This is a genomic window from Rathayibacter sp. Leaf185 (assembly GCF_001423885.1).
Taxonomy (GTDB): Bacteria; Actinomycetota; Actinomycetes; order Actinomycetales; family Microbacteriaceae; genus Rathayibacter.
Genome location: NZ_LMPP01000002.1, coordinates 56,252 through 82,966, shown reverse-complemented (window position 1 = coordinate 82,966; position 26,715 = coordinate 56,252). Strand labels below are relative to the sequence as shown.

Sequence of the window (26,715 nt, the reverse complement as noted above, 5' to 3'; positions counted from 1 at the left end):
GGCCCTAGCCCGCACGTCAGCCCGCGACCGGCTCCGTCAGAACGTCGCCCGCCCCGCCGTGACGTGCAGCGGGTCCTGCGAGTGCAGCCTGCGGAGTCGCCCTCGCGACCTGCGGGTCGATCTGCGCGAAGTGCTGGGCTGCGGGAGTCGAGCGGTGGCTCCTCGAGGCTTTCGCCTCGCGGCGGCTCCGCAGGAGCATGGCGGCCAGGGTCAGGAGGATGCCGCACGTCGCCCACACCGCGAGGCGGGCGACGGGCCCGGCCACCGCTGCGCCGTCGAAGTACTGGATCGAGCGGATGATCTCGAGACCGTCACCCTGGGGGAAGACGTAGTACAGGGACTGGTAGAAGTCGTTGAGGAGGTGGATCCCGAGCGGTCCGCCCGTGGACGGATTCCCGAGGACGACGAGCAGGACGGTGACGGCCAGCGCCGCGATGGTCCCGCCGACGGCGGCGACTCCGGTGACCGCTCCGCCCACCGCGAGCGCGGTGAGGGTCAAGGTCGCCATGACCGCCCACGGGTCGACGGTGACGCCTTCCAGGCCCTTCGCGATCCAGAGGGTCACGAGGCCCGCGAGGGCGGCGCTGTAGGCGACGAGCACGATGCTGCGCTCGACGAAGCGGGTCGCCGTGTCGACCGTTCCCAGGATGCGGCCGAAGAGGGTCGAGCCCAGTGACGCCCCGAGGGTGACGAAGAGGACGGCGTAGAACTCGAGGGTTCCCCCCGGATCCTTCTCGGGAAGCGGGGCGAGATCGGTCGTCGTGTCCGTGGCACCGAGGTTCTGCGCGATGGTCGTGCCTGCGGCGGCGATCGCCAGCGCCTGACTCCGCCCGCTGCCACTGGCGATGTACGTCGTGACGGTGCCGCCCTGACCCGCGGCGGGCAGGACGACTGCGCCGTCCACTTCCCGATCCCGCACCAGCTGCTGCGCATCTGCATCGGACGCCACGATGGTGAGCTCGAATGCCGCTTGCTGCTCGAGCGCCACGATCGACGAGGCGTCCCCGGCCACGGCCAACTCGACATTGTTCAACTGCGGCTGGGAGAAGGCACCGGAGTAGCCCATCAGCATGGCCATCGCGAGCAGCAGCACTCCGACCGCACCGAGGACGAGGCTGCGGTACCGGTGGACGGACCCTGGCCCCTCCGACGTCAGCGGCCCACCCGCTACCGTCTCGGCGAGGCGCGCGTGGTCGGGACGGGATGCGGACTGCGGGCCGGCACCGTCGAATTCAGTCATCTCAACTCCTTTACATATGGTGTGTTGTTGACGACTGTACACAATAGAGCAGAGTCTGCGAGGATGGGGTCATGACTCCGACGAAGGACGCGCCGACGACTCCTGAGCCGCGGCGATCCGCTCGCACCGATCCCCGGGTCCTCCGCACCCGCGCCGCTCTGATCGACGCGATGACCCAGCTGGTCTGGGAGGCGGAGGAGGGCGAGGTCATCACGATGAGCGCCGTCGCCGCCCGCGCAGGTCTCAGTCGGCAGGTGCTGCACAATCACTACCGGGACGTCGGTGCGCTCATGATCGACGTCATCTACCACCGACTCCTGGAGGGCGTCCGACCCGCCGGCTCACCGGTGATGGACAACGGAGAGCAGGAGCTCATCGCCGTAGTCGCCGAGCGCGGGATCGAACCGTTCCTGGCGCGGATGCACGAGGACCGCCTGTTCTTCCGGAAGCTGCGCTCACTCCCACGTACCGATCGATTCGCCCTCGTCCTCGCAGCAGCCTTCTCCTCGTGGATGCGCCACGGAGCCTTCACGGAGACCAGCAGCATCCCCTTCTCCTCTACGGATGACGGTGTCGTCTTCACGATGGGCGGCATGATCGCCCTCGCCACGTCGTGGCAGGAATCCGCCTCGCCACCACCGGCCAGCGAGCAGGCCCGTCGGCTGGAATCATTCGCGCGGTCCGTCGCCTTCGTCCGTCCCGGCTGGCCGAGCCAAGAGGACGGTGAAGAAAGAGGTACCGATGATCGGATTTAGCCGGGGCCCAGAGGACATCCCAGAGCAGGCGCGTCGCGGAGTCATGCGAGCAGGGTCGTCTCCCTGCGGCAGGCGATGACCGCCGAATCTTGCGACTCCGATCACCCGGCCTCGGAGTTCTTCCGCGACCACGACCGCCTCCCGATCGAGTACTGAACCAGAGAGACCCGTCGCCACCAGCGGAACGGTCCTGTCGTGGTGGACGCCGCAGCGGAGACTGCCGCCCAGCTGCTGAGGGCGGCCTGTGGCGGGCTGCTGGCGGAAACACTTCATCGCGTCCTATGGGTCGAGGCCGCCAAGCTCGCTCTGTGCATTCCGCTTCTGGCATTCCCCGATAACCGACGTCATGTCAGTTCATCGGGAGGGGCGCTCTCGGCTGCCGGCCGCAGCCGCTTCTCGAAGAACCGGGCGTCGGGCTCGTCGCTCCAGTAGCCGAAGCCCGGGATCGGGGCGTAGCCGGAGCTGCTGTAGAGCGCCATCGCCTCGGGCTGCTCTGTGCCGGTGACCAGGCGCAGCACCTCCACTCCGTCTCGCCGAGCCAGGTTCTCGACCCCGGTGAGGAGGACGCGGCTGAGACCGCGTCCCCGAGCCGGCTCGGCGACGAACATCCGCTTGATCTCGGCGACCCGGCCATCGATCGACAGGGCGACGCAGCCGACCGGCTCGCCGCCGACGCGGAGCAGGAGGGTCGGCGCGTCCGGGGGCGGCCTGTGCCCGGTGTCCTCTCCCCCGTAGCGCCGCAGGAGTTCCGCCTCCTGGAGGGCGAACAGCGTCGTGGCCCGCGCGTCTCCGGCGGTGGTCTCGATCAGGCAGGGCTCGTCGTGCACAGCAGCGATGCTACGTCCGCGTCGTCTCTGCCGAGTTCGCCGAGCGCTCCTCGGAGGTCGCCGCGACCGTCAGCGACGCAGCTGGAGGAGCCGGTCGCGCAGCTGCACGGAGATGCTCCGATCGCCGCGCACCTAACGGCCGAGCAGACGGGACACTCGCGCACGAGCGTCGCGGAGCGAGAACCGGTGCCCGATCGACACAGGGCGGTGCGCGACTGTCTAGCGGAGTCGCGCCGCGAGCTCACCCGGGACCGTCAGCTCTCCGCGCTCGAGCATGACCAGGACGGCCTCGAGGACGGCCGCCTCGGGTTCGTAGCGCGGCGCGTATCCCAGGAGCGTCACGGCCTTCTCGATGGAGAAGTACTGGCTGCGGTGGAGATGGCCCCAGCTCGCGGCGGCGTGATCATCGCTCGTGCCTCGGCGGAACTCCTCCCACCCGACGCTCTCGAGCACGGCCTCCTGCCCGAACCAGCCCGCGGCGATCTGCGCGAACCCCCGGACCGTGAGAGCGGAGGGGGCGACGACGTGGAAGTCCTCCCCCGCCGCGGCGTCCCGCCGAGCCGTCGCGAGCTCGAACGCCTGCGCGACGTCGTCGGCGTGCACGTGATGCATCGACTCGGCGCCGGATCCGGGGATGCGCAGCGTCTCCCCGACGGACAGGGCGCTCCAGACGGCGGGGTCGAGATTGCCGAGCGGTCCGATCGGTGCCCAGCCGGGTCCGCTGATGTGACCGGGGTGCAGCGTCGTGGTGCTGAGCCCTCCCGCGGCCGTCTCAGCCTTGAGGTAGAGGGCGATCGCCTCCTTCTGCGTGCCGTAGTCGTCGATCGCGGGCGTCCCCTCGCCCTCCCGGATCGGGAGCTTCAGTGTCGGTCCGTACCGCCAGACCGATCCGCAGCTGATCAGGTGGCCGACGTGCCCGCGGAGGCCCTCGACGAGTGCTCGAGCCGAGTCGAGGGTGAAGCACACCAGGTCGATGACGGTGTCCGGTCGGAGGTCGCGGACGCGGGCCGCGAAGATCCCGTCCTCGTCCTCCTGCTCCCGGTCGGCGATGACCCGGCGCACCTGATCCCACTCCGGACCGGCGGTGTAAGCGGTGCTGGTGCCTCGGGTGATGGTCGTGACCTCGTGTCCGGCGCGGACGAGGCGGGGGATCAGGAAGGAGCCGATGTGGCCGCTTCCGCCGATGACGACGACGTGCATGGTGACTCCTCGTGACTTCGTGCGCGGCGGCTCCGCTGCACCCCACGAGGCTACGGGGCGCCCTGCAGACGGCGCTCAGGAGATCGGTGAGCCGCCTTCTTCGTCGTCGGCCTTGGTGCGGTCAGTGGAAACGCTCTCACCGGCTCGGAGCCTTGACCGATACTTGTCCAATGGTTGTCGGGTGGGTCGATGTCGTGGACACGCATTTCCAGCCCATCGTGGATCTCGCGTCGGGCCGGGTCGTGGCGCACGAGGCGCTCTCGCGCTTCGCGAATGCTGCCGGCCCGGTCTCCCCCGACTCCGCATTCGAGGACGCCTACCGTCGTGGGGCCGTCGAGACCGTGGACGACCAGTGCATCACCCGCGCGGTCAGGGCCGCGGACGGCCTCGGCGGCCGGGACGCGCACGAGCTGTTCGTCAACGTGGAGCCGCCGACGCTCTGGCGCGAGCGGTTGCCCTCCGGTCTCACGAGCGGGCTGCCGCTCACGATCGAGATCACCGAGCGGGCGCTCGCGCAGGACACCGGCCGGCTGCTCTCCGCCGTCGAGCGGCTGCGCGAGCACGGACACGCCATCGCCGTCGACGACCTCGGCGCGGAGCCCGCGACGCTCGCGCTGCTGCCGCTGATCGCTCCCGATGTGATCAAGCTCGACATGGGCCTCATCCGCCAGCGGCCGGACGTGCACGCCGCCCGCATCATGACGGCGGTCGCCGACTACGCCGGCCGCAACGAGACCGTCGTGCTCGCCGAGGGCATCGAGACCGAGCGGCACGAGCTGACCGCGCGCGCCCTCGGCGCCACCCTCGGGCAGGGCTGGCACTACGGCCGTCCCGGGTCGGCGGAGGCGGCCTCGCGGGTCGACACCAGCCCCGCTGAACGACTCGAGTGGCGGGCCCGGATCGCGCGCTCGGCGGCGGCGTCCTCCGCTCGCGCGGCGACCCCGTTCGAGATCGTCAGCGCAGCCCTCCCGGCCCGGCGAGGGGATCGCGCACTCCTGCTGCAGGTGAGCACCTTCCTCGAGGAGCGCGCCCACTCGGGCGGCGACAGCGCCGTGCTCCTCGCGACGTTCCAGCACGACTCGAACGTGACGCCGGCGACGCGGCGGCGCTACGAGCGCCTCGCCGACAGCGGCTGCCTGCTCACCGTGTTCACGGTCGGCGGCACTCCGGGCCTGCCTGCCCGAGCGCTCCATCGGAGGATCGACCGCGACGACCGGCTCGCAGCCGAGTGGGACGTGATCGTGTTCACCGCCGACCATGCCGCGGCCCTCACCGCCCGCGAGGTCGACGCCGACAGGCATGCAGAAGGCGCGTACGACTTCGCCCTCACCACCGACCGCGAGCTGGTCACCCACGCGGCACGGGCCCTCCTCGCCCACCGCTGAGACGGAACAGCTCACCGCCTCCCGTGTCATCCGGCGGGATCGACCTCCGCCGCCGCTCGGAGGAGCGCGCTCCAGTAGGCGGAGAGCTCCGCATCGACGACGTCGACCAGGAGCACGTCGTCGGCCGAGGCGAGCCACGTGCCGAAGCCCTCGTAGTAGGCGCGCATGCCGGTGTCGGCGAGCAGGCCGGCCAGGCGGGGGTCGCCGAGGCGGACGGCGAGCGCCTCCTGCAGCGCCCGCGTGAGGGTCGAGCGCTTGGTGCCGGCCCGCTCGCGCAGCTCGGCGCTGGTGCCGAGGATCGGCTCGAGCGCGCGGCCGATCTCCTGCTGCGGACCGGTCTCGGGGTCGCAGAGCGCTTGGAGCCCCGCCCGGAGGATGTCGAACGCGGCCGCGTCGACCGGAGCGTGCGCGACACCCTCCGTCGCCAGGGCGGCCAGCTTCTCCTCGCCCTGGAAGACGATCTCGCGCTTGTCGGCGAAGTACCGGAAGAGCGTCGTCTTGGTGAGGCCGGCGCGCTCGGCGATCTGCGCAGCGGTCGTGGCGTCGTAGCCGCGTTCGGCGAAGAGCTCGATGGCGGCGCGCAGGAGCCGGCCGCGCGCATCCGGTTCCCATCGACCCATGTCGTCAGCCTAAGTGATGTGACCGTGTCCCATCAGAGGTATGGTGATGTTACTCAGTCACATCACCTGTCGAAGGGACCACACCATGCGCGTCTTCATCACCGGAGCATCCGGCTGGATCGGAACGGCCCTCTCCCGGGAGCTCCTCGCGGCCGGTCACGAGGTGCGAGGCCTCGTCCGCTCCGACACGTCGGCCCAGAAGGTCCGCGCGATCGGGGTCACTCCCGTCAGGGGCGACATGTCCGACCACACCCTGCTGGTCTCGGAGGCCCTGCGCGCCGACGCGACCGCTCACCTCGCGTTCACCCTCGACTTCGCGGCGTTCGACGAGACGGTCGAGAACGAGGTGCGCCTGATCGAGGCGATCGGCGCGGCGCTGGAGGGGACCGGCACAGCGTTCTTCGCCGCCTCCGGAACCCCCACCGACCTCGGCGGGACGGCGACCGAGCAGGACGAGCTCGACCCGGAGGGACCCGCCGGGGTGCGCTCCCGAACGGCCGCGGCCGTGCTGGCGCTCTCGACCAGAGGCATCCGCTCCGGTCTCGTGCGGATGCCTCGCACGGTCCACGGGCAGCACGACAGGAACGGCCTCATCACGATGCTCGTCGACCTGGACCGTCGGCTCGGCACCGCGGCGTACGTCGGCGACGGGCAGAACCGCTGGCCCGCCGTGCACCTCAGCGACGCCGCCCGCCTCGTCCGCCTCGCCCTCGAGAAGGCTCCTGCGGGATCGGTGCTGCACGCCGTCGGCGAGGAGGGCGTCGCGCTGCGCGCGGTCGCCGAGGTCATCGCGCGGAAGACCGGGCTGCCCGCCGCCTCCGTCGACCCGGAGCGACTCGGCGTGTTCGGCGCACTGCTCGGCGGCGACCAGCCCGCCTCGAGCACCGCCACCCGTCGCCTCCTCGACTGGACCCCGACCGGCCCCACCCTGCTCGAGGACCTCGAAGCCGGGTACTACACCGCGTCCTGATCCTCGGCAGCGGCACGATGCCGAACCGAGCCGAGCCGAGCCGAGCCGAGAGGAGAATGGAACGGTGGACATGCAGCTCGTCGAGGTACTGAAGGCGCTCGGCAATCCCACCCGACTGCAGATCATGGAGTGGCTGCGCTCCCCCGAGGCCTCCTTCAGCGAGTACGAGCCCATCGCGGACCGCTCCGAGTTCGGGGTCTGCGTCACCCACCTCGCCGCGAAGACGGGGCTCGCGCAGTCGACCATCTCGGCCTACATGGGATCGCTGGAGCGTGCAGGCCTCGTGTGCTCCACGCGAGTGGGGAAGTACACGCACTACCGGCGCAACGACTCCGACGTCGACGCACTGCTGAAGCGCCTCCAGTCGACGATCTAGCTACATATCGCAAAATCTCGATATGATTGGCGGATGACCGACACCTGCCTCCGCGCTGCCCCGCGCCGTGCTCTGATCGTCCACGCCCACCCCGAACCGGCCTCCTTCTCCTCGGCCCAGGCGAACGCCGTCGAAGAGCAGCTGCATCGCGACGGGCTCGAGGTCCAGCGGATCGACCTCTACGCCGACGGCTGGGATCCGGTACTGCACCGCGACCAGTTCGGCACCTCCGGCTACTTCAAGCCGCAGGCCGAGCAGCGGGACGCCGTGATCGGCAGGACGCTCGGTAACCCCGTCCAGGCGCACCTCGACCTGCTGCTGCGAGCAGACCTGCTGGTGCTCTCGTTCCCGCTCTGGTGGTTCTCGATGCCGGCGATCCTGAAGGGCTGGATCGACCGCGTCTTCGTGATGGGCGCGGCCTTCGGCGGCGAGCACGGCGTCTTCGCCGACGGCGGCCTGCGCGGCAAGCAGGCGATGCTGCTCCTCACCACCGGAGGAGGCGAGCCCGCTTTCTCCCCCGGCGCAGCCGAGGGCTACGGCGACATGCAGACGTTCCTCTTCCACATCCACCGCGGGATGCTCGAGTTCGTCGGGTACGACGTCCTGCCGCCCGTCATCACGTACGGCCCGGCCCGACTCGAGCCGGCAGAACGCGACGACGCGCTCCGGCGCGTGCGAGCGCAGGCCTCCGCGTCCGCGGTGCCGACGCGCTGAGGCGCGACCCCGCTCGCCGATCAGGTCGCGGGCAGCTCGGCGTAGGCGCGCTTGACGCCGTTGTACCAGTCGAGGGACTTCTTGGGTGCCTCCAGCGCCCCTTCATGTCCTCGCGCGCGGGGATGTGCGCCTCATCGCCGGCCTTGACCGCCTCTCGCAGATGCCGGTCCTGGGCCTTGATGACGTCGTCGGCGCTCGCAGATGCCGGTCCTGGGCCTTGATGACGTCGTCGGCGCTCGCGCCCTGGAGCTCGAGGCCGCAGGGGCCCCCGAGATCGCGGCAGGTCATGGTCTTCACGGTGTCCTCGTTCCCGCCGTCGCAGGCGCGGCGGCTCTGACGTCGCCGACGCCCGGACCGGCTCGCGGCCTCGATGCTGTCGGCGGTACCGGTAGGTGATCGTCTGCTGCGGGGGCGCAGGGCGGGGAGCGGGAGAGCGCGTCCGGGCCATGAGTGCCGTGGTCGAGTGGTGGCGAGACTACGCCCTCTTGTGGAGAGGCCACCTCCGCAGTCCTGCCGATCGAGCGCACAGCACCCGATCCCGGCCGATCCGGTCTCGAGCGCCCACGGAGGCGTACAGTCCGGACATGGGTGCACTCATCAGCACGACCCCTGCTCCAGCCAGGGGGAGAGCCCGCAGCGGCGCGACGACGCCGTTCCCGATCTCCGCGACATCCGGCCAGCTCACACTCCTCCACGAGGAGACCGCTCGCGAGACCCGGTTCTGGCAGTCCTACGACACCGACCCCACCTCGACGACGGCGTGGGCCGACGCCGCCACCACCGCCTGGCGGAGCCCGGCCGCGGCTGCGCGGGCCGAGAAGGACATCGACCGGTGGAACGACGAGGGCGGATCCGACCCCTTCTGACCGGTCGGGGCCGGCGGCGAGGCGCTCAGCCGGGGGATCCGTCGGCTGAGAGCCACCTCGCGACGCGGGCGGCGAACCACTCCGGGCGCTGCAGAGGGATGCCGTGGCCGCCGCCATCGATGATCTCGAGGATGCTGCCCGGCAGCGCCTCGTGGATCGCGGCGGCCGATCTCCTCATCACGGAGCGCTCCCTGCTACCGGCCATGACGAGCGCGTCGCCGGTGACGTCCGACCATCCGGCCGGGATCTCGAAGCGGAGGTTCTCCCCCACGGCCTCGAGCAGCGTGCGCCTTGAGATACGGGCGCTCGTCCGGATGTAGTCCTCCATCGACTCGTCGGGGATGAAGAGCTCGCGAGCCTGGAGCCGGGCGAACCAGCGGCGGCGTGACAGCGGCGCCGCGAGCCCGAGCAGGAGCAGGGTCGCTCGTGCGAAGGGGAGGGGGCGCGCCTGGGCGCTGACGATCATGACGCGTCCGACGAGATCCGGGTGTTCCGACGCGAGCCGCATCGCCAGCTGAGCACCCAGCGAGAAGCCGATCACGGCGGCCGGACCTCGGGCGCTGCGGCGCAGCACGGTGGCGAGGACGTCCACCGTGGACGAGTGCGAACGGTAGTCCTCATCGGCACTCCCGCCGTGTCCGGGCAGATCCGGGACGAGGACCAGGTGGTCCGCCTCGAGGACCTTCCGCAGCTCCGTCCACATCCAGCCGGCCACTCCCCCACCGTGCAGGAGCAGCACCGGAGCACCGTCTCGGTCGCCGGACTCGGAGAGATGCATGTGCGCCATGATCCCATCGAGCCGGGACCGGGTGAGCCGGCGGACACGCCTCCGCCGACCGCGATGGCAGCCCTCCCGTCACTCCGCGGTCGGTCGCTCGTCCCAGACTCCGGAGTATGGAGTGATCGTCTGGAGGAAGTCGGCGCTCCCCCACGCGGGAGTTCCGGGACGGAGCACGAGGGTCGCCTCGTCCCGCAGCATCGGATCGCCGTCCGGGTAGGGCGCGCCTGTCGTGCAGCTCGCGGGAGTCGACACCACATCGAGCACGTCGCCGACCGCCGCGTCGCCTCGGAAGACTTCGGTGACGGTCGCACGATGGAGCGAGGCCGGCTCGCCGTGCATCGTCACCGTCGTGTCGGTCGGCTCGAGCTCGGCGCGCACGACGAGCTCGGCTCCGTCGGCCGCCTCGTCGACCGAGTCGTACGGGACCCAGTCCGCACACGCGACCTCGCTGTTCTCGGCGGCGAAGGTGGGCGCGCATCCGGACAGCATGATCATCACCGCCAGCACGGCTGAACCGCGCAGAACAGAAGCATTCATCGGTCCCCCTCTGACGCTGCCATCTTGCCGGTTCGGAGCCCGTCGGGACGGCTTGTCGTCGCCGGGCGCGTCTGCTCGACTGATCCCATGACGACGACCACGTTCCAGCCCTCCCGCATCGACGCCATCGTCTTCGATGTCATCGGGACTCTCGTGGACGAGGACTCCGCCTGGGCGAGCGCGGCAGCCCGCCTCTCGGCGTCGGCGGGCATCCGCGACTCCGCGGCGCTGCACCGGACGTGGGCGGGCCTGCTCGAGGAGCGCATGGGCGCCGTCGTCGACGGCCGTGCACCGTGGCAGCCGCACCGGCGACTCGTGGTCGAGGCGGCGCGCGACGCGGTCACGGGGTCGGGCGGGATCCCGACGCCCGAGGTGCTGGCCGAGGTGTCGCTCCTGGAGCGGACCTACCCGGCCTGGCCCGACGTCGCCGAGGCGACGGCGGCCCTGCGCTCGGATCGCCTCGTCGCAGGAGTGAGCAACGGCGATCTCGACTCCCTCGCGCGGCTCTCGCAGCGCAACGCCATCAGCTGGGACGTCGCGCTCTCGACGGCCGCCGTGCAGACCTTCAAACCGGCGCCGGCCGCGTACCGGCACGCGATCGACGCCCTCGACCTGGATCCCGGTCGCACACTGTTCGTCGCGGCGCATCCCTGGGACCTGCGAGCCGCCGCCGAGCACGGATTCCGCACCGCCTACGTCGCCCGCCCGGGGGCCGAGCATCCTTCCCCACACGACAGCTTCGATCTCGCGGTAGACGACCTCTCGACCCTGTCCGACCGACTGCGATGACGGCACGGCCGGTGTCGCCCGGAGCACGCAGCCGACGCACCCGACGCCCTTCCCGCTGGCACGCGGCACCGATGCCCCCCTAGGTTGGGGGAACCGCACCGCCCGCTGCACCGAGTTCCGACGGAGGAACGCCATGGCCCCGACATCCGGACTCCGACGGATCGCGCTCGCGCTGGTCGCGGTCGTCTCTCTGACAGCGGCGGGGGCTGCGCCCGCCGCCGCTCTCGACAGGCCGATCCCCGGGTTCCCGAACCTCTCGCCCGCGGACATCCGCAGTGCGCTCGGCGGCCCGGTCGTCTCACCCTCGACTTCTGTCGGATACGGCGGCGCAGTCTCGTCGGTCGACGCCTATGCGAGCCGAGTGGGCCTCGAGGTGCTGAAGCGCGGAGGCAACGCCGCGGACGCCGCGATCGCGACCGCCTCCGCTCTCGGCGTGACCGAGCCCTACAGCGCCGGCATCGGCGGCGGCGGGTACTTCGTCTACTTCGACGCCGCCACCGGCGAGGTGAGCACCATCGACGGGCGCGAGACAGCCCCCGCCGGCATCACCTCCGACGCGTTCATCGACCCGGCGACGGGTGCGCCGTATCCGTTCACCCCCGATCTCGTGTCGTCGGGTGTCGCGGTCGGGGTCCCCGGCACGGTCGCGACCTGGGATGCGGCGGTCGACCGCTTCGGCACCCTGCCGCTCGGAGTCGTGCTGGCACCGTCCATCGCACTCGCCGCGGCGGGCTTCCCGGTCGACGAGACCTTCCGCAACCAGACGCTCGACAATCTCGAGCGGTTCCAGGCGTTCCCCGACACGGCCGAGCTGTTCCTCCCCGGCGGTGACGCCCCCCGGGTCGGCAGCACGTTCCGCAACCCCGATCTCGCGAAGACGCTGGCCGGCATCGCGCTCCACGGACCGAGCGCGTTCTACGACGGCCCTCTGGCCGCCGAGATCGCCGACACGGTGCAGAACCCGCGGATCGTCGCCGACTCGGACCTCCCCGCTCCGGCCGGCTCGCTCACCGAGGCCGACCTCGCCGCCTACTCGGTGCTCGAGCAGGCGCCCACCCACGTCTCGTACCGCGGACTCGACGTCTACGGCATGGCGCCCTCCTCCTCGGGCGGGATCGCGGTCGGCGAGGCGCTGAACATCCTCGAGAACCACGACCTCGCTGCGGAGGGGACCGGCAGCGCCCTGCACCTCTACCTCGAGGCGTCCGCCCGCGCCTTCGCCGATCGGGGCGCCTACGTCGGCGACCCGGCCTTCGTCGACGTGCCCACCGAGACGCTCCTCAGCCAGGAGTTCGCGGACTCGCGGGACTGCACGATCGACCCGACGACGGCGTCCGTGCGACCGGTCGCCGCCGGGGCGCTCGACGGATCCGGATGCTCGACCGCCGTCCGGGAGGAGCAGCCCGACACCGAGAACATCTCGACCACCCACCTCTCCGTCGTCGACAAGTGGGGCAACGCCGCCTCCTACACGCTGACGATCGAGCAGACAGGAGGCTCGGCGATGACCGTCCCCGGGCGCGGATTCCTGCTCAACAACGAGCTCACCGACTTCTCGGCCGAGTACGTCGACACCGACCCGAACCGGATCGAGCCCGGCAAGCGCCCGCGGTCGTCGATGTCGCCGACGATCGTGCTCGAGGACGGCGAGGTGAAGTTCGTCGTCGGTTCGCCGGGAGGCGCGACGATCATCACGACGGTGCTGCAGACCCTGGTCAACCGCATCGACCTCGGCATGACGCTGCCGGAGGCGGTGGCCGCGCCCCGCGCCTCCCAGCGCAACACCGCGTCGACCTCGGCCGAGCCCGGGTTCATCGACGCCTACGCCGACGACCTCGCCCCCTTCGGGCAGGAGCTGACGCCCTCCGGCGACACCTTCACCTCGGCCGCCGAGATCGGGGCGGTGGCCGCGATCGAGGTCGACCCGTCCGGGCTCATGACCGCTGTCGCCGAGCCCGTTCGGCGCGGCGGCGGCGTCGGGCTCGTGGTCGATCCGGAGGAGTGACGCCGGGGGCCTCTGCAGAAGTCCGGGAGCGGTTTCGAGTCCCCGACGCCGGATCGTGGATGTGCAGACCGTGCAGCTGGCCTTCAGCCGATGGTCCCTTCGTTCGAGGGTGAGGGGCCGTCGGTTCGAGCGGACGGCGGAGACAGCCGGCCGGTCCTGGACGGTGTCCGTCACAGGACCGGTCAGCGAGGAGGAGGACTCGCCCACCCCTCTGCCGTTGCGGGCTCGATGGCGCTCAGCGCCATGAGCTGCTCGAGGGCGTCCTGGGGGAAAGCGCCGCCGGTGAAGGCGAGGAACTGCTGCATGGGCATCGATTCGACCATCTTCAGATCGTTCGGGTTCTCCTGCGCGTGCTGACGCTGATCCTCGCTCATGCCGGCCGAGAGGCCCTCCATCAGCGCCGGTCCGACGGTCGGGTGACCGAACCAGTCGCCGACGGTCGAGTCCATCGTGAGCGGGCGGAGGAGGACGTCGCCGGTGAGAGCGATGGTCGCCTCGGTGCTGATGCTCGCGACGGAGTCGCCGATCTGCACGGTGTAGTCGCCGGCCGGGACGACCCACTGGGAGAGCTCGATGTCCCAGTAGGCGAAGGCGCGACGCTCGAGCGTGAACTGGACGGTCTGCGACTCTCCCGGCTCGAGTGCGATCTTCGTGAAGGCGCGCAGCTCGCGCGAGGGTCGGCGGACGGGACCGGCGGCGGTGGCGACGTAGAGCTGGACGACGTGCTTCCCGAAGACCTCTCCCGTGTTCGTCACGGTCAGGCGCACCGAGGCGGTGTCGGCGCCGGTCGCAGCGACCTGCAGGTCGGACGCGGCGAAGCTGGTGTAGCTGAGTCCGTGGCCGAAGGGGTAGCGGACGGGGGTGTGGGCGGTCTCGTAGTGGCGGTAGCCGACCATGACGCCTTCGCCGTAGCGGACGTGTCCCTGCTCGCCCGGGAAGTTGTTCCAGCTCGGGTTGTCCTGCAGCCGCAGCGGGATGGTCTCGGCGAGGTGGCCGGACGGGTTGACGATCCCGAAGAGGATGTCCGCCAGAGCGGATCCTCCGGCTTGCCCGAGCAGCCAGCCCTCGAGGATCGCCTCGACCTCGTCGTGCCAGCCCTCGAGCGAGACGACTCCGCCGTTGGAGAGGACGACGACCGTTCGGGGCGCGACCTCCGCGACCTCCCTGATCACCGCGAGTTGCGGTTCGGGGAGGGAGAGCGTGTCCCGATCGAAGCCCTCGGACTCCTCACGGTCGCCGAGCCCGACGAAGACGATCGCGGCGTCGCAGCGGCCGGCGACGTCGACGGCGAGCGAGCGCCGGGCTGCGGCATCGGGGTCCTCCGTCACGAGGAAGCCCTCGGCGTGCTCGACGGTGATTCCGCGCTCGAGAGCGAGATGACGGATGCTGTCGAGCGGGGCATCGGTGCGGGTGGGAGTGATGTGGGAGCTGCCGCCGCCCTGGAAGCGGGGCGTGGTGGCGAAGGAGCCGATGACCGCGAGCCGGGACGGGCCTGCCAGCGGGAGCAGGTCGCCGTCGTTCTTGAGGAGGACGACCGAGTCCGCGGCGAGGGTGCGTGCGAGGGCGTGGTGCGCGTCGACGTCGATATCGCCGGTGGCGGTCTGCGGGAGGTCGGTGAGAGCGAGTACTCGGGCGACGGACGCGTCGACGAGGCTCTCGTCGAGCTCGCCGCTGCGGACGGCATCGATGATCTGCTGCTCGGTGACTCCTGCGCTGCCGGGCATCTCGAGGTCCATTCCGGCCTCGACGCCGGCGACGCGGTCGCTGACCGCTCCCCAGTCGGAGACGACAGCGCCCTGGAACCCCCACTCGTCGCGGAGCACCTCGGTGAGGAGCCATCGGTTGTGGGAGGCGTAGACCCCGTTGATCTTGTTGTAGGAGCACATGACGGTGGCGGGCGCGGCTTCGGTGACGACTCGTTCGAACGCGGGGAGGTAGATCTCGCGGAGGGTGCGCTCGTCGACGTCGGCGCTGATGCGCATCCGCTCGTGCTCCTGGTTGTTCGCGGCGAAGTGCTTCACGGAGGCGCCGGGCCCGACGTCCTGCATGGCCTTCACGTGGGCCGCGCCGAGGACGCCGGAGAGCAGGGGGTCCTCGGAGTAGTACTCGAAGTTGCGCCCGCACAGCGGTGAGCGCTTGATGTTCACCCCGGGGCCGAGCACGACGGCGACACCCAGAGCGAGCGCCTCACGGCCGACGGCGGCGCCCACCTGCGCCGCGATCTCCGGGTCCCAGCTGGAGCCGACGGCGACGGCCGGCGGGAAGCACGTCGATGGCAGAGCGTCGTTGATACCGAGGTGGTCGGCGTCGCCTGCTTGACGGCGGATGCCGTGCGGGCCGTCGGTGAGGACGAGCGAGGGGATGCCGGCGTCCTCGATCGCGGTCGTCGACCAGAAGTCGTGGCCGGAGAGGAGCGAGGCCTTCTGCTCGAGGGTCAGGGTGCTGATGTCGATGTTCATGCGGGGGCTCCGGTGGATGCGGCGGTGAGGGCGGTGACGAGGTCGGTGCGGAACTCGTTGGACACTCCGGGGATGTACTCGAGCATCGTGGCGACGGACATCGCGGCAGCCTCGGGGGCGGCGCCGTCCAGCGGCACTCCGGGGTAGTAGCTGCCGAACACGTCGGTGAACAGGCGCCAGGCGTTCGGATCGGCGGCCAGGGTTCCGAGAGTGGAGCCGAGATCGTAGACCGCGGCGCTCGCGGACACTTCGATCTCGTAGCTCCAGTCGTGCTCGCCGGCGTCGACGGTGATCGTCAGCGCGTCGGGGTGCTTCGGCAGGACGACTTCGGCGGTCGTTCCCTCCGGGATGCTCACGGAGACGTCGACCTGGGATCCGGTGATGCTCCAGCGCACGTGCACGTCTCCGTGGACGGTCGTGTGCCGCAGGGAGGCGCTGGTGAGCTTCTTCCCGGGCTGGGGGGCGATGCGCATGGAACGGTAGCCGGCGTCGAGGGCGGAGAGTCCGCCGATCGTGCGGTGCATCCAGTCGACGACCGCGCCGAGCGCGTAGTGGTTGAGCGAGGTCATTCCGGAGGGGTTGATGCTCCCGTCGGGTCGGACGGAGTCCCACCGTTCCCAGATCGTCGTGGCTCCCATCGTGACGGGATAGAGGAAGGACGGGCAGCCGGTCTCGAGGAGCATCAGATACGCCTCGTCGAGGTGCCCGGTGGAGGAGAGGGCGTCGCTCACGAGCGGTGTGCCGGCGAATCCGGTGGAGATGTGGAAGCCGGCCTTCGCGACGATGGTGGCGAGCCGGTCACCGGCGTGCTGCTTCTGCGCCTCATCGAGGATGTCGAAGGTGATCGCGAGGGCGTAGGCGGTCGCTGTCTCGTTGACCACGCGTCCACGGGGCGTGACGTACTCGTCGAGGAACGCGGCTCTCACGCGGCGCGCGAGGGCGTCGAATTCGGCGAGGTCGTCGAAACGGTCCAGGAGGCGAGCGGTGTCGGCCATCTCGCGGGTGGTGCGGCAGAGGTAGGCGGCCGCGACGAGGTGCCGATCGGTCTTGCCGCCGGCGGGGTTGTCGTCGGGAGCGTCGGGGTCGAGCCAGTCTCCGTACTGGAAGCCGGTGCTCCAGAGCCCGCGCTCGTCGAGGAGCTCGGCGACCTGGCGGATGAACGCCGTCATCGAGTCGTAGGCGTTGGCGAGGATGCCGGTGTCTCCGTATTCGCGGTAGAGCGCCCAGGGGAGGCTGACGGCCACGTCGCTCCAGAGCGCGGTCGGCGAGGACGGAGTGGAGAGCACGTCCGGCACGACCCACGGTACGAAGCCCTTCTCCTTCTGCTCGGCGGCGAGGTCGCGCAGCCAGGAGCCGAGCACGCCGCGGACGTCGAAGAGGAACGCGGCGGTGGGGGCGAAGGCGTTGATGTCGCCGGTCCAGCCCAGGCGCTCGTCGCGCTGGGGGCAGTCGGTGGGCACTCCGACGAAGTTGTCGCGCATCGACCAGACCGCGTTGGAGTGCAGCTGGTTCAGCAGTGGCTCCGAGGTCTCGAGCCAGCCGGTGCGCGGCATGTCCGAGTGGACGACGATCGCCCGGACCGCGTCCGGGGTCAGCTGCCCTGGCCACCCGTCGATCTCGACGTAGCGGAAGCCATGAAACGTGAAGCGCGGCTCCCACGTCTCCGTGCCTGCTCCGCGGAGGGTGTACCGGTCGGTTCCCGCTGCGGTCCGGAGGGTTTCGAGGTCGATCTCTCCCCCGGTCATCACCTCCGCGTGCCGGAGGGTGATGGTCGCCCCTGGCTGCCCGGAGACGGTCAGCCGCACCCAGCCGGAGAGGTTCTGGCCGAAGTCCACGACCGTCTTGCCGGCGGGGGTGGTCAGGATCTCGACCGGAGCGACTTCCTCGGTGCGCCGGATGGGCGGAGCGATCGGTTCGACCAGCGCATCCCGTGGCCAGTCGAACGTCTCGACCTCTCCCCAGCCGGAGTCGTCGAAGCCGGGACGGTCCCATCCGGTGGGTTCGAGTCGAGCGTCGAAGACCTCGCCGTCGTAGATGCTGTTCGCGAGCACGCCACCGCGGCCGGCCCGGAAGCCGTCGCTGCCATCGATCACGTGGACGGAGCCGTCGGTGTTCTCGAGCTCGAGCTGCACCCATGCGGCGGGGCGGTCCGAGTAGTGGTTGCGCTTGTCCTCCCAGCCCAGGCGTCCGAGCGCCCAGCCCTCTCCGAGGGCGAGCCCGATCGTGTTCGCTCCGATGGTGAGGCGGTCGGTCACGTCGTGGCTGCTCACGACGAGTCGGTGACGGTAGGACGTCCACCCCGGCGCGAGCACCTCGTCTCCGATGACCTCACCGTTGAGGTGGGGTTCGATCAGGCCGATCGCCGAGACCCGCAGTGTCGCGCGGACCGGCGCCTGCTCGATCGCGAACTCGCGTCGAAGGTAGGAGGCGGGCTCGTCCGTGGCGCCGTGCGAGGCGACAGGGGTGATGAACGGGGCGGTCCAGGCTGCGGGCATGGCGAAGAGCTCCAGAAGTCGAGGAGAACGAGGGAACCGAGAAGCGGTCGGATCGCTAGCGGACGGACTTGACCCGCATGACGACCAGACCGCCGATGATCGTGAAAGCGCCGGCGATGAGGTACAGCAGCGTGTAGTTCTTGTCCCCGGCAACGGAGGCGCCGACGGCGAGGAACACCGGGGCGATGAAGGGTGCGGCGGCCTGCGGGATCGAGACGGCGAAGCCGATGATGCCCAGGTAGCGGCCGGCGCTGGTCTCCTTCTCGGGGAGCACATCGAGCATCAGCGCCTGATCGACGGCCGCGAACACGCCGATGCCGACCGAGGTGAGCAGCGAGCCGATGTAGAGCTGGGGCACGGCGGTCGCGAAGGCGGCGACTGCCGCGCCTCCCGCGAAGAGCACCGAGCCGAGGAGGACGAAGGTGCGGCGGCGGCGGAGGCGGTCCGAGAGGAACCCACCGCCGATCGCACCCACCGTCGTCGCGATGATGCCGAACAGACCCAGGGTCGCGATGAGCGGTGCGACATCGACCACTTCCACGCCCAGGCGAGAGGCGAAGAAGAACGCGGTGAAGGTCGTGTTGAGGGTGAGACCGAAGTAGAAGAGGAAGCGGCCGAGCCAGACCCAGGAGAAGTCCGGGTACTGGCGCGGGTTGAAGATGTACTTGCTGAAGATCGTCTTGGGCGAGAGGCGCTCCTCGAACACGTTGCCGCGGCTGTCCTGCTCCTTGATGAACAGGACGAACAGCGCGACGAAGAGCACTCCGACCGCTCCGGGAAGCAGGAAGAGCAGCAGCGAGTCGCTCGCGAACCCTCCGGCGATGACGACACCGAACACCGGCGCGACCTGAGTGGCGAAGCCGGTGAGTCCTGCGACCTTCCCGCGCTGGCTCTCCGGGAGCCTGTCGGCCATCGAGATCTGCAGATTCGCCAGGACCTGACCCCAGCCCAGCTGAGCGAGGATCCATCCGGCGCCGAGCACGAGAGGGTTCGGCGCGAGTGCCATGACGATCAGGGACACGATTCCCAGCAGGGTGCCCACGATCAGGAACGGGCGACGCCGACCGAGACGCGTCCGGGTCCGGTCGCTGAGCGTTCCGAGCAGCGGCCCCGTCAGCATCACGACGAGAGCGCCCGAACCGGTGATGTAGCCGAGGTACTCCTCCCGGCCCGGGGCGAGCTCGGCGAGGCGGATGGAGAGCGAGATCGCGATCGGCGTGATGAACGCGATGAAGACACCGAACTGGCCCAGAACCTGCAACCAGATGTAGAGAGCGCTGACCTTCTGCTCCGCAGGCGGAGTCTGCTCGGTCGCGATCGTCTCCTCCTGGGCAGCAGGTGCCGAAGGGATCGGGAACGGAGCAGGAGCTCCAGAGGGTGGGACGTCGCGCGCGGGCGTGGCCATGTAGGACTCCATTGTCAGATACCGATCGAAAACTAGAGCGAGCTAGTGGCGCGAGACTAGCGCCTTTGAGCTAGCGCGTGCAAGTGGTCTGGCGAGGAGGCCTGCAGGCTCAGCTAGCGCGGTCAAGCGATAGGCTCCGATGGGAGGGTTCGATGACGCATACGACGGCCGATCGACGAGTCACCGCTGCCGACATCGCGCGCGAGGTCGGTGTCTCGCGGGCCACTGTCGGGTTCGTGCTGAACTCGACCCCCGGACAGACGATCTCCGAGATGACGAAGAGCAGAGTCATCGCCGCCGCGCAGCGCCTCGGTTACCGGCCCCATCTGGCAGCGAAGGCTCTCGCCAGCGGACGGAGCAAGATCGTCCTCCTGGTACTGCCCGATTGGCCGATGGAGTACTCCATGAGTCGGCACATCGATCAAGCATCGACAGCGCTGGACGAAGCCGGTTACTCCCTCGTCACGATGACGCCTCACGTGGGCGGCAGAGCACGTCCACTCTGGGAGACGTTGCAACCGGACGTCGTCCTCGGCATGGTCCCCTTCACCCGCGAGCAGGCCGACATGATCCGCGCTGCAGGAGTGACAGCGGTGATCCCGGGTCCGGATCAGCCGCTGAGCGCCGAAGGCTTCTCCTGGGGAGACGGCCCACGCCTCCAGGTGAACCACCTGGCTGAGCAGGGGCGGCGGCGACTGGCGTTCGCAGCCCCGACGGATGTCCGGCTCTCCGAGATCTCCACAGCCCGCCACCGCATCGCGTCGGCAGCCTGCGACGCTCTCGGAAGGGGCGCGCTCGCCAGCGTGCGCATCGATGCGGAGACCGCGCGTGACGCGGTGTCCGATTGGCGAGTGAACGGCGTGGACGGCATCGTCGCGTACAACGATGAGATCGCTGCGATCGTCGTCGGGGCAGCCCTGCGCCTGGGGATCTCCGTACCGGAGCAGCTCGCAGTCGTGGGTCACGACGACGCCCCGCTCGCACGACTCTTCGTCCCCTCGCTCTCGAGCGTCTTCATCGACGACGAGGGCCTCGGAAGACACGTCGCACAACTGGCGCTCAGCGCCGCGCTCGGTGAGGCCCCTCCGACCGGGCATGTTCCCCGAGCGCGGCTCATCCCGCGCGAATCGACAGCGATCCGGATCGGCCTGCGCTCGGACTCGTGACGGGATCACGTGTCTCTGCGCAGAGATCTTCGCCGTGGATCCGGAGCAGGTTCTCGGTGACGGTCGGGCGGACGGAGTGTGGTGCCGACTCGGAGAGCCGCTGACGGTCGCGCAGATCGCGCGCGGCGGGCCTGCCTGGCCGGCGCTGGATGCGCAGCACGGAGCCTTCGATGCCGGGGGGGGCTCGGCATGATAGGACGATGGGACGCATCCGGTTCGACAGCGCGGGTCCGGACGAGCACTCCGACGAAGAAGCGCCGGTCGTGGCCGGACGAGGACGGCCCTCCCGCGAGCGGGGCGCGCGCTTCACGGCGATCGCACTCACCAGCCTGTCCGTCGTCCCGGCCGCACTGCTCACCGTCGCGTTCTTCCTCGTGCGGCTCCCACCACTGGACCGCGACGACTACCCGGACTGGACCGCGCCGAGTGCCGTGACCCTGGCACCGTGGCTCCTGCTGTTCCTCCTCCCGCCGATCGTCACGGGAGCGCTCAGCCGACTCGTGGGAGGGCCTGGATCCTTCTCGGGTTTCCGGCACTACGGCACGATCTGCTTCCTCGTGATGGTGCCGTTCATCGGGCTCTCGGCGCTGTCGCTGCTCGGCTGAGCACCCGCGCCCCTCGACGCGAGCTCGTTCCGGTCCGTCATCGGCGTGCTCGGCGGCAGGCTGTCGGCACACGACGCCGACTCAGCCGGCCGGCGCGCACGCTCGATGTCGCGGTGCACGCCCGATCCGGCGATCGGGCGTGCACGCCGACAGCCGCAGTGCGGGGGGCTCAGCCGACCTTCCCGTAGGTGTCGTAGATGCGGTTCCGCGCCGCGCGCTCCTCCGCGGGCAGGCGCTGCGCCTCCGCGATCTCGTAGACGCCGAAGGTGTCGAACAGGCGCGACGACGGGTCGACCTCGACGAAGGTGCACCACGGCAGCCAGTGGTAGTGGCTCTGCAGGGTCTGGCTCGCGAAGTCGCCGCTCTCGTGGCCGAGGCCGGGCATCGCGTAGCCGATGCTGCCGTCGACGTCGGTCGACTGCCGCGTGTTGTTGTGGAGGAACTCGGCGACGTCGAGGTAGTGCTCGTCGCCGGTGATCAGGTGCAGCCGGTAGTACGAGTAGGAGCACGCGGCCATGTACACGTCGGCGCCTCCACCGATCGTGATGATGCTCTGGCCGCTGATCGAGTAGCGGTTGAAGGGGTGCTTCGGCCACGGACTGCGCACCGGGAACGACCAGGCGTACGTCCACGTCTCGGTGTAGTCGGCGGCGCGCGTCGCGCCCTCGAGCCAGCGGTCCTCGCCGGTCAGGTCGTAGAGGGCGAGGAAGCCGAAGAGGGCGTAGATGCCCGCCTCCTTGTCCTGGACATCGGCGTTGTCGCACGTGCCGCCGCGGTACTCGAGGGTGCGGTGGCTGTTCTCGTACGTCCATTCGCCGGCGCGGATCGCCGCCTCCCGATACGTCGGGTCGCCGGAGACGAGGTGGAACTGCACCAGGAACCGGATCACGCTCGGGGTGTTCGAGCGCGAGTCCATCCGGACCGAGCTGTCGGAGTGGTACGCCCGGTGGAAGCTGCCGTCGTCGTTCTGCACGCGCACCAGCCAGTCGGCCGCACGCCGGCAGAACTCGAGCCAGCCTGCGCGCTCGTCGCCCTTCGCGCGGAGGTGGAGGTAGGCGTCGAGCACCGCCTCCACGCCGTCCGCGAGCATCCTGAGGTAGTGCGGGTAGGGCTCGAAGCCGCCGAGCGTCGGGTTCCAGCACATCTGCGGCAGGCCCGAGGCGGTCAGGGCCTCGCGCGCCCAGAAGTCGATCACGCCGACGCCCTTCTCGAACGCCTCCGGCACGCCCTCGCGGTCTCCGTAGCGGATCAGCTGATAGCCGATCCCCGGCTGCTGACCCACGAAGCCGAACTGGAAAGAGACGCTCGAGACGTCCATGTCGGGCAGCTGGCAGGCGAAGGGCAGCCCCCACGAGTCTCCGTACTGCCGGGTGTACCGGTTCAGGATCTCCATCCCGTGGCGGTAGTGGCGCTCGTTGTCGACCTCGAACAGGGTGTCGCGCAGGCGCGCGTACGCCTCGCGCCAGACCTCGCGCATCATCGAGGCGAAGCCGTCGTAGCGGCCGAAGGTGAGCGCGACCGAGTACCTCTGCACGAAGCCGGCGGTCACGGGGTGATTCATCCGCTGGAACCGCTTCGGCGCCTCGTCGTAGTCGAGGCCCGCGTACGGGTTGTCGAGCGGCAGCTCCCCGTCGGCGGCCGGGTAGACGTAGTCGATCGAGAGCCCCGCCGGAGCGACGTCGAGCGGCCTGCGCACGCCGAAGCCGTAGTAGAGGTAGTTCAGGGTCCGGCTCTGCGGCCGGCTCATGCCGATCGCCCCGACGGTGCAGAGCGGGTCGGTGAAGTTCTCGGACCACACGACGTCGGGGGTCGGCAGCGTCACGTCGGCCGCCCAGCGCGCGAGCGTCGCCGTCTCTCCCGACGCCCTGTTCTGCATCGCGAAGAGCGGGAGAGCGGAGCGCGTCTCGCGCCGCCAGAAGTACTCGGCGTCGAGATCCTCGCCCGGCGCGTACTCGTTCTGCCGGTAGCGGACCCCCGGCGCGAAGCAGTCGTAGTCGCGGACGGCGTCGGACTCGAGCATCGACAGGGAGACCTTGGTCGAGAAGCCGAGGTCGTCCCCCTCCTCGAGCACCTCGACCTCGCGGCTCACCCGCACGCCCTCGCCGATCGCCTCGTAGACGTCGGTGAAGGCGAAGACCGATCCCGACGGCACGGTCATCGTGCCGCGGGCCTCGATCGCTCCTCCGGTCTCGACCACCTCGGAGTACGCGCCGTCCGAGAACTCGCTGACCGCGAAGGCCGTCTTGACCGTCACGAACATCGGCCGGGGGTTGGCGTAGAGGATCCGGCCGTCCGCCTCGACCTCGATCCCGCCCGCTCGGACGTGCAGGGTGTAGCCGCCGCAGTGCAGTGCCAGGGAGTCCATGTCAGCCTCTCTCATCGTCGAGTCGTGTGCCACCGGAGTCGAAGTGCCGCGATCCGGGGCGGAACAGCAGTGCCACGGTGCCCTCCACCAGAGCCGCGACGACCAGGAGGATCGCGAACGGCAGGAGCGACACCTCGGCGTACGCACCCATCACCGGCATCACCAGCCCGGCGGCGGTGAAGCTGACCGTGCCGAGGATCGCCGTGACGCTCCCCGCCTCGCTCGACGGGCCCTGCAGCGACAGGTACTGCACCGGCGCGAATCCGAGCGAGCGGCCGGCGAGGGCGAAGGTGAGCCCGCCGACCACGACGTAGAGCGGTGGAGTGCCGGCGAGGGCGAGCGCCGCGACGATGACGGCACCGAGGGCGGTCACGATCGCGGAGGCGATCATCGCGAACCGCGGGCCGAACCGCGGCACGATCACGCGGCCCGTCGTCTGCCCGACCGCGATCGTCACGAGCGAGGTGGCGAGGAACAGCAGCCCGTAGAGGTCGGGGCCGACCTCGTAGACGTTCGTGTAGAGGAACGGTGCGGTCGCGAGGTAGGCGAAGCCGATCGACCATCCGGCGGCCGAGGCGGCGGCGAGCGCGATCACGCGCGGCCGTCGGAGCATCCCGAAGGAGTTGCGCAGCGACGGCGCGAGTCCGCCCTGGTGCCGTCGTTCGGGAGGCAGGGTCTCGGGCAGCACGACCAGCGCGATCACGGTCGCGACCGCTCCCCAGACGGCGACGGCGAGGAACGAGCCGCGCCAGTCGATGATCTTGGTCAGCTGCGCCCCGACCGACGGGACGAGGATCGGGAAGACCGACACGATCACCGCGAGGTTCGCGAGCATCGTCACGAGCCGCTTGCCGCTGTAGAGGTCGCGGACGATCGCCGTGACGACGACTCCGGCCGCCGTGCACGCCGCCCCCTGCACGAAGCGCGCCGAGAGCAGCACCGCGGTGTCGGAGGTCGTCGCGGCGACAAGGCTCGCCACGATGTGCAGCGCGGCCGAGACTCCGAGCGGCCACTTTCGACCGACCGCATCGCTCAGCGGGCCCGACACGAGCTGGCCCGCGGCGAAGCCGAACGTCGCGCCGGTCACGACCAGCTGCGCGGTCGCGACCGAGACGCCGAGATCGGTCTGCAGCGTCGGGAGGAAGGGCAGGACGAGGTCGATCGTCAGCGGCCCGAAGCCGACGAGCATCGCGAAGATCGGGAGCAGGAACCGCGAGCGGGGGATCGCGAGGGCGGGAGCGCCGGTCGCGGGCGCGTCGGAGGTCATGGGGGTCCTGATTGTCAGCTCCCGGTCGAGACCGGGAAGTAGAGCGAGAAGGGTTCGTCGACGACCTCGTGCAGCGGCCGGAAGCGGATCGAGGACGGCTGGCCGGTGGTCCGGTGGCCGCGGAGCCACTGCGTCCACTGCCGCTCGTTGTCGGGGGCGAGCAGCGACGCGGCCGTCGACGGCTCGCCGACCAAGGTCACCTCGCGGTCGACGAGACCGGCGAGCACCACCGGGCCCTCGACGAACGCGACCGTGCCCGGCTCGTCGGGGATCGGCACCGCGCGCACCTCGAGGCCGAAGCCGAGGTCGACGCTCGTGCGCCCGCCGGTGTGCTCGATCACTAGCGCCCCGTCGGCGAGCGCCGCGTCTCCCGCGACCGTCGGCTCGCCGACCGTCCACGAGGGCACGCGCACCCGCACGCGTTGCGCGACCCCCTCCGCCGACTCGATCTCGACCCGCAGCCGCGACACGGAGGGGCGGTGCGCGTCGCCCGCGTCGCCCGCGTTCGCGTCGGGGCCGACGTAGCCCGCGTTGTCGAGCACCTCGACCCGCACGCTCACCTCGCCGAGCGGGGTCTCGACGCGGGCCCGCGCGCCGAGGTGTTGGGCGATCACCAGCTCGCCGTCCTCGGCGAGGTAGAACACGAGGCCGGAGTGGCGCGTGTGCGCCTGCACCAGCGTGCCGTGGCAGCACCAGAAGTCCTCGGTGGGGGTGCCCCAGTCCTTCCGCGCTCCGCCCTCGAGCGGGAGGAAGTACGCGACCATCCCCGTCCGCGGATTCTGCTGGGCGAGGATCCCGTTGACCAGGTTGAGCTCGATGTAGTCGGCGTAGGCGAGGTCGCCCGTCCAGCGCAGCAGCACGTCGGCGAGCCGGATCATGTTGTAGACGCTGCAGTGCTCCTGCGTCTTCTCGCCGCGGCGGGCGGCGAACTCGAACGGGGGCGTCCAGATCTCACCCGAGGTCTGGCCGCCGGTGCAGAACGTGCCGCGCAGGGTGACCGCCTGCTCCCAGTAGGCCTCGACGATCCTCCGCCAGCGCTCGTCACCCGTGACCTCGTAGGCGCGTGCGGCGCCGAGCACCTCGGGGATCGTCGTGTTCGCGTGCTTGTTCGTCAGCATGTCGCGGCCGGCGAGCAGCCCGTCGAAGAAGTCGCGGCGGTAGTAGCGCTCGAGCAGCTCCGCGTAGACGGGGTCGCCGGTCGCCTCGAGGAGGTCGGCCCAGACCTCGAGCATCCCGCCGGTCTCGACATCGAGGATCACCTGGAACGCGTCGTCGTCGAAACCGCGCACCCACTCGAGCAGCGGAGCGGTCGCGGCGACGGCCATCCGCAGCGCCCGCTCGTCGCCGAGGTCTCGGTGCACGTCGACGAGACCCATCAGCGTCTTGTGCATGTCGTACTGCGGCGCCCAGATCGGGCGGCCGGCGGCGAGGCGGTCGAGGAACGTGCGCGGGATCGCCCAGATCCAGCCTCCGCCGTTCGCCTCCTGGCAGCGCTCGAGCCCGTCGAGCACGGAGTCGAGCCGCGCGCGGAGCAGGGCGTCGCCCGTCACCGCGACCTCGCGGGCCACGGCCGAGAGCCAGTGCCCGAGGAAGTGGCCGCGCAGCTGCGAGCCGGGCGTCTCCCAGCCCCAGTGGCGGTCGAGACCGCGAGCCTCCCGGCTGTCCTGCGAGGGGTGCAGGTGCCAGCCCTGATCACCGATGCCGGCCTCGATCAGGAAGTTCTGCAGCAGCGCGTCGTCCTCGAGCGAGAGCAGGTAGGCCCGGTTCAGGCGGCGGCGCTGGTCGAACGTCCCGCCCGCGAGACGGGTGTCGGCGGGGGCCAGCTGCGACAGCGGCATGGGAGCTCCTCTTCGTTGATCGAGATCGATCTCTCACTGTACTCAGGTCA

The 26,715-nt window shown here is 70.4% G+C and carries 22 protein-coding genes; 10 read left to right on the top strand and 12 right to left on the bottom strand.

The window, feature by feature from the left end; genetic code table 11:
- Window positions 1-16 precede the first annotated feature (16 nt).
- Window positions 17-1,240 carry a hypothetical protein gene (locus ASG06_RS07610; RefSeq protein ID WP_056040706.1) on the bottom strand — a complete coding sequence of 408 codons (1,224 nt, stop codon included), beginning with the start codon at window positions 1,238-1,240 and terminating at the stop codon, window positions 17-19.
- A gap of 71 nt (window positions 1,241-1,311) precedes the next feature.
- On the opposite strand from ASG06_RS07610, the gene ASG06_RS07605 reads away from it, so the two are divergent.
- Window positions 1,312-1,995 carry a TetR/AcrR family transcriptional regulator gene (locus tag ASG06_RS07605; RefSeq protein WP_056040705.1) on the top strand — a complete coding sequence of 228 codons (684 nt, stop codon included), beginning with the start codon at window positions 1,312-1,314 and terminating at the stop codon, window positions 1,993-1,995.
- A 344-nt stretch (window positions 1,996-2,339) separates the two neighbouring features.
- Here ASG06_RS07605 and ASG06_RS07600 read toward each other — a convergent pair whose 3' ends face one another.
- Both ASG06_RS07600 and ASG06_RS07595 read right to left on the bottom strand, forming a co-directional pair.
- The gene (locus ASG06_RS07600) at window positions 2,340-2,822 is read right to left on the bottom strand and encodes a GNAT family N-acetyltransferase (RefSeq protein ID WP_197409392.1); all 483 of its coding nucleotides are present in this window, start codon (window positions 2,820-2,822) and stop codon (window positions 2,340-2,342) included.
- A 219-nt stretch (window positions 2,823-3,041) separates the two neighbouring features.
- On the bottom strand, window positions 3,042-4,022 hold the full coding sequence (locus ASG06_RS07595) for an NAD-dependent epimerase/dehydratase family protein (RefSeq protein WP_056040703.1): 981 nt from the start codon (window positions 4,020-4,022) through the stop codon (window positions 3,042-3,044).
- Between the two features lie 194 nt (window positions 4,023-4,216).
- On the opposite strand from ASG06_RS07595, the gene ASG06_RS07590 reads away from it, so the two are divergent.
- Window positions 4,217-5,407 carry a sensor domain-containing phosphodiesterase gene (locus ASG06_RS07590; RefSeq protein WP_162239015.1) on the top strand — a complete coding sequence of 397 codons (1,191 nt, stop codon included), beginning with the start codon at window positions 4,217-4,219 and terminating at the stop codon, window positions 5,405-5,407.
- Window positions 5,408-5,433: 26 nt separating this feature from the next.
- Here the strand turns inward: ASG06_RS07590 and ASG06_RS20215 are convergent, their stop codons facing one another.
- Window positions 5,434-6,027, bottom strand: coding sequence for a TetR/AcrR family transcriptional regulator (locus ASG06_RS20215; protein ID WP_056040699.1), 594 nt, complete (start codon window positions 6,025-6,027; stop codon window positions 5,434-5,436).
- Between the two features lie 85 nt (window positions 6,028-6,112).
- Between ASG06_RS20215 and ASG06_RS07580 the strand changes: the two genes are divergently transcribed.
- The 4 genes from ASG06_RS07580 to ASG06_RS07560 all read left to right on the top strand — a co-directional run bounded on the left by ASG06_RS07580 (window position 6,113) and on the right by ASG06_RS07560 (window position 8,953).
- The gene (locus ASG06_RS07580) at window positions 6,113-6,997 is read left to right on the top strand and encodes an SDR family oxidoreductase (RefSeq protein ID WP_056040697.1); all 885 of its coding nucleotides are present in this window, start codon (window positions 6,113-6,115) and stop codon (window positions 6,995-6,997) included.
- Window positions 6,998-7,061: 64 nt separating this feature from the next.
- Window positions 7,062-7,373 (top strand): ArsR/SmtB family transcription factor, encoded by a 312-nt coding sequence (locus ASG06_RS07575; RefSeq protein WP_197409391.1) that lies wholly within the window; start codon window positions 7,062-7,064, stop codon window positions 7,371-7,373.
- A 33-nt stretch (window positions 7,374-7,406) separates the two neighbouring features.
- Complete coding sequence (locus ASG06_RS07570) at window positions 7,407-8,087, top strand: NAD(P)H-dependent oxidoreductase (RefSeq protein ID WP_056040695.1); 681 nt, start codon at window positions 7,407-7,409, stop codon at window positions 8,085-8,087.
- Between the two features lie 584 nt (window positions 8,088-8,671).
- Window positions 8,672-8,953, top strand: a complete 282-nt coding sequence (locus ASG06_RS07560; RefSeq protein WP_056040691.1) for a hypothetical protein — start codon at window positions 8,672-8,674, stop codon at window positions 8,951-8,953.
- A 25-nt stretch (window positions 8,954-8,978) separates the two neighbouring features.
- Here ASG06_RS07560 and ASG06_RS07555 read toward each other — a convergent pair whose 3' ends face one another.
- Window positions 8,979-9,731: an alpha/beta fold hydrolase gene (locus tag ASG06_RS07555; RefSeq protein ID WP_056042412.1), complete on the bottom strand. Its 753-nt coding sequence runs from the start codon at window positions 9,729-9,731 to the stop codon at window positions 8,979-8,981.
- Window positions 9,732-9,809: 78 nt separating this feature from the next.
- Window positions 9,810-10,271: a hypothetical protein gene (locus tag ASG06_RS07550; protein ID WP_156465923.1), complete on the bottom strand. Its 462-nt coding sequence runs from the start codon at window positions 10,269-10,271 to the stop codon at window positions 9,810-9,812.
- 87 nt (window positions 10,272-10,358) lie between these two features.
- Here ASG06_RS07550 and ASG06_RS07545 point away from each other — a divergent pair, with 87 nt between their 5' ends.
- Window positions 10,359-11,060: a haloacid dehalogenase type II gene (locus tag ASG06_RS07545; protein ID WP_056040687.1), complete on the top strand. Its 702-nt coding sequence runs from the start codon at window positions 10,359-10,361 to the stop codon at window positions 11,058-11,060.
- Between the two features lie 133 nt (window positions 11,061-11,193).
- A complete protein-coding gene (gene ggt, locus ASG06_RS07540) occupies window positions 11,194-13,065 on the top strand; it encodes a gamma-glutamyltransferase (RefSeq protein ID WP_056040685.1) in 1,872 nt (623 codons plus the stop codon).
- Between the two features lie 182 nt (window positions 13,066-13,247).
- Here the strand turns inward: ggt and ASG06_RS07535 are convergent, their stop codons facing one another.
- Genes ASG06_RS07535 through ASG06_RS07525 form a run of 3 tightly spaced genes read right to left on the bottom strand, consistent with a single transcriptional unit; the run spans window position 13,248 to window position 19,424 of the window.
- Window positions 13,248-15,524 carry a glycoside hydrolase family 3 C-terminal domain-containing protein gene (locus ASG06_RS07535; protein WP_056040683.1) on the bottom strand — a complete coding sequence of 759 codons (2,277 nt, stop codon included), beginning with the start codon at window positions 15,522-15,524 and terminating at the stop codon, window positions 13,248-13,250.
- Window positions 15,521-18,019 (bottom strand): alpha-L-rhamnosidase, encoded by a 2,499-nt coding sequence (locus ASG06_RS07530; protein ID WP_056040681.1) that lies wholly within the window; start codon window positions 18,017-18,019, stop codon window positions 15,521-15,523. Before ASG06_RS07530 ends, ASG06_RS07535 begins: the two co-directional genes overlap by 4 nt.
- A 55-nt stretch (window positions 18,020-18,074) precedes the next feature.
- A complete protein-coding gene (locus tag ASG06_RS07525; RefSeq protein WP_056042410.1) occupies window positions 18,075-19,424 on the bottom strand; it encodes an MFS transporter in 1,350 nt (449 codons plus the stop codon).
- A 152-nt stretch (window positions 19,425-19,576) separates the two neighbouring features.
- Between ASG06_RS07525 and ASG06_RS07520 the strand changes: the two genes are divergently transcribed.
- A complete protein-coding gene (locus ASG06_RS07520; protein ID WP_056040679.1) occupies window positions 19,577-20,590 on the top strand; it encodes a LacI family DNA-binding transcriptional regulator in 1,014 nt (337 codons plus the stop codon).
- Window positions 20,591-20,790: 200 nt separating this feature from the next.
- Window positions 20,791-21,195 (top strand): hypothetical protein, encoded by a 405-nt coding sequence (locus tag ASG06_RS07515; protein ID WP_056040677.1) that lies wholly within the window; start codon window positions 20,791-20,793, stop codon window positions 21,193-21,195.
- A gap of 169 nt (window positions 21,196-21,364) precedes the next feature.
- On the opposite strand, the gene ASG06_RS07510 is transcribed toward ASG06_RS07515, so the two are convergent.
- From ASG06_RS07510 to ASG06_RS07500, 3 genes are read right to left on the bottom strand one after another with little or no spacing between them, the layout of a single operon-like run.
- Window positions 21,365-23,560: a hypothetical protein gene (locus ASG06_RS07510; protein WP_197409390.1), complete on the bottom strand. Its 2,196-nt coding sequence runs from the start codon at window positions 23,558-23,560 to the stop codon at window positions 21,365-21,367.
- Window position 23,561: 1 nt separating this feature from the next.
- Entirely contained in the window at window positions 23,562-24,827 is a 1,266-nt protein-coding gene (locus ASG06_RS07505) for an MFS transporter (RefSeq protein ID WP_056040675.1), read from the bottom strand.
- A gap of 14 nt (window positions 24,828-24,841) precedes the next feature.
- Complete coding sequence (locus ASG06_RS07500) at window positions 24,842-26,665, bottom strand: beta-L-arabinofuranosidase domain-containing protein (protein ID WP_056040672.1); 1,824 nt, start codon at window positions 26,663-26,665, stop codon at window positions 24,842-24,844.
- Between the last annotated feature and the right edge of the window lie 50 nt (window positions 26,666-26,715).